General features: G+C 29.3%; 3 protein-coding genes. All 3 read right to left on the reverse strand.

The window, feature by feature from the left end:
• Positions 1-174: 174 nt before the first annotated feature.
• The gene (locus BMY79_RS11625) at positions 175-2,478 is read right to left on the reverse strand and encodes a hypothetical protein (RefSeq protein ID WP_074731023.1); all 2,304 of its coding nucleotides are present in this window, start codon (positions 2,476-2,478) and stop codon (positions 175-177) included.
• An 18-nt stretch (positions 2,479-2,496) separates the two neighbouring features.
• Positions 2,497-2,772 (reverse strand): TIGR04197 family type VII secretion effector, encoded by a 276-nt coding sequence (locus BMY79_RS11630; protein WP_027422412.1) that lies wholly within the window; start codon positions 2,770-2,772, stop codon positions 2,497-2,499.
• 16 nt (positions 2,773-2,788) lie between these two features.
• Positions 2,789-3,104, reverse strand: a 316-nt coding sequence (locus BMY79_RS11635) for a hypothetical protein (protein ID WP_207645464.1), incomplete at its 5' end; no start/stop codon positions are given.

The raw sequence follows: 3,104 nt of genomic DNA on the forward strand, positions 1-3,104 counted from the left end.
TCCTCTTCTGATTTGTTTAATTGTTTTTCTATTGCGTATCTTTTTTTGTCACTATGTATATACACCTCACGTACATGATCATAAACGCATGCAGTTAATGTTAATTCCAACGCAATCACACATACATATTTTAATATTGTATATTTTTTTGATATCATCCTAATTACTCCTTCCTTAATCTTCAGTAATTAATTCATCCTTAACAGACGAAACGCTATCTTGAAAATGATTTCGTATATTATGACTACATGAAATACTGTGGTGATTATCCATAAAGTCACCAAAATTGCACATGTCATCCATAAAATCATACTTTTCAGATGAGCTTTGTAAATCTATTTTTTTATTCATAAACGTACGATACATTTTTTTATCTTCTTTTAGTACATTCATAAATTTTTCCTTACCTCCAGCTTGATCATTATATGTAAAATTAACTATAGATTCCATACCATCCTTTTTCCATTTTTCCATTTCTATCCTAATACAAGGATCAAACCCTATATCTGTAATGTAAGAATAATTATATTCCTTGTTAACATCTTTCCCTGCTTCATCTGTTCCCTCATCATAACAGCAAAAAGAACCAAACCATTTAGAATAAGCAAAATCAACATTATCCTTATAATCTTTTTCTGCCTTATTACAATCCGACAAAAGTTGATTGGCTTGTGCTAAAGCTGTTCCTGCATTCAAAATAGAATGCACACCAGTTTGACAGTATTCTGGCACTTTATCTTGACCTGATACGCAATTATAATTAGTTGAAGCTATCTGATCAACACTATATAAAGTGTCATACAATGCTCCTGCTCCTGGTATAATTTGCAAAGCAGACAGTTCAACAGTTTTAAATAGCTGTTTCTTATCTTCTCTTATTTTTTTTTGATCTTCCTTTTGTTTATCAGATATATTTTTTAAATCATCTCTTCCATTGTCAGCTTTCTCGAACGTGTCCTTAAATTGAATATTCAACGTAGTTTTATATTCCTTTTCATATAATTTATCTTTCAAATTATACTTACGTATTTCAAACCTCTCAGTATATTTTTTAGAATCCTTTACTGGCTTATCGAGAATTACCATTCCATTCTTTGAATTCAAATCCTTCACAGCTGCTACTGCTGAAACTGTTTCCATTATTTCTTGATATGAAGCATACATACTCTGCGCATTTTTCATATCTTCATTTTTATATTTATTCTTTGGATCATGTGCAGCATTATAGCAATTAACTGTTTGATTACTATACATTTTTGCCTGAGCTAGTTCCCCACTTAAAATCATATTATCCCACTGAGACCTATAGCTTCCAAATGCCTTATTATTTTCTTCTAATATTTTAGCCGCAGTTTTATAGCTTTTATCTTTTATTGATTGTTCATAACTTTCTAGTGCGAAATCTCTTCTTGCAACCTCATCCATATACGGACTAGTCCTTCCATCTGGGGTTTTTTTTGCACTATATTCTTCTCCTGGACTTAAAGCATATATACTAGTGTTCTTTACATTCTGTAATTCACAAAATGCTTTTTTATCCTTATGAAACAACACATTAACATATGTTACTAAAAATGCCTTTGTGTTACCATCAACTATATCCGGATCTTCTAAAAATAGTTTTTTTAAAGATTCTTTATCTCCCTTTATTATGTATAAAATTTTTTTACTAGTTTTAGGATTTTGATATAAAAAGTAAATATCTCGCATACTTAATCCATATTCTTTTAATTTTTGGATTCTGTTCTTTGATATTCCTAACTTCTCAATATTTGATTCATATGCAATTGATAACGTTGCTTTTACCTTCTCATCTTCTGCTAGTTCATTTCTAAATGACGAAACCTGCTTTGGAGAATATTGTCCATTTGTAAATGACCCCATTATTTCGTCTAACAATCCATTAGCTTTATCTCTATATGTTTTTCCTTGCGTGAAAAAATTAGATGTGTTTTTTTCAATATCTTGATATTCTTGTATGTAATGGTTACATATATTTACTATTTCATTATAATTTTTTATATTATAACCATAATTTCTTATATCATTTCTTAATTGTGTACTTCTTTGTGCTGCAGCCTCACTATTATCATTAGCACAGCTATTTAAATTTTTCTGAATATTCTCAAGACGGCTTTTATTTGTCTCTATTGTTGTTTCAGCAGTAGCTACTTGATTTTGTAAATTTCCTACATCAATCTTGTTAATATCTACATTGTTTATAGTCTTTTTTAACATTTGGCAATCATTTAAATCAAAATTTACTGCTGTTCCCATTGCACCAATTACTAATATATAATCTGACATTACTGCTTTTAAATTGTCAAAGCTTTTGCTCTCTATTGTTTTATCTGTTGTAAAACTATCTATATCTTTTTCTTTTGCTTTAATAGTACTCCATACTTCTTGGTATCTATCTATTGCACTACCGCATTCTTTTACTAACATATCTCGATCCAGCATTCCGTTTTGTGCCATTATCATAACCTCCTACTTCTATTTTGTATTTTCTTTCTTCATTGCTTTATCATGTTCTATATGTGCCTGTAATAGTTTCGTAATGTTATCTGCATCTGCTGTGATGGCTTTTTTTAATTTTTCATTCAAATTTTCCATCTCTTGATATGAAGTCTGCAAGTTATGATTAGCTGTTAACGTACTTACATTATCTACTGGAGATAAATCTTTTTTTGCTAGTTTATCACAGCTTTGCTTTATTTTCTTGGCACAGTCCTTTATAAAGTTTTCATTTATATTATATTTGCCTGACATTTCTTTATTCTCCTATTTATATAGCTGATAGTCTTGTTCTAATATTTTTTTCTTCCTCTTCAAGTTTTTCTCTATCACTATAAATCAATCTTTTATAGTTTGACAAATACTCATCTCTTTGTTTTTGCATATTTAAAATATTATTTCTGATATTTTCCACGCATTGAGATATCTTCGGTTCCTTTAAATTACATGTTTCTTCTGCAATTTTATTTATTTCTCTTAAACCTTCAAAATATTCTTCAGAAAACCTTTCATTTTCTTTCTCTATCTCATAAAGATTTTTTTCTAAGTCTTCACGCATCTTTTGATTTTTCCTAAGTTCTGACACA

This window comes from Lachnobacterium bovis (assembly GCF_900111325.1).
GTDB classification, from domain to species: Bacteria; Bacillota; Clostridia; order Lachnospirales; family Lachnospiraceae; genus Roseburia; species Roseburia bovis_A.

What these genes read in the sequence shown, in the direction of transcription:
- BMY79_RS11630 (WP_027422412.1), bottom strand. Translation starts at nt 2,772, where the DNA reads ATGTCAGGCAAATATAATATAAATGAAAACTTTATAAAGGACTGTGCC.
- BMY79_RS11625 (WP_074731023.1), bottom strand. Translation starts at nt 2,478, where the DNA reads ATGGCACAAAACGGAATGCTGGATCGAGATATGTTAGTAAAAGAATGC.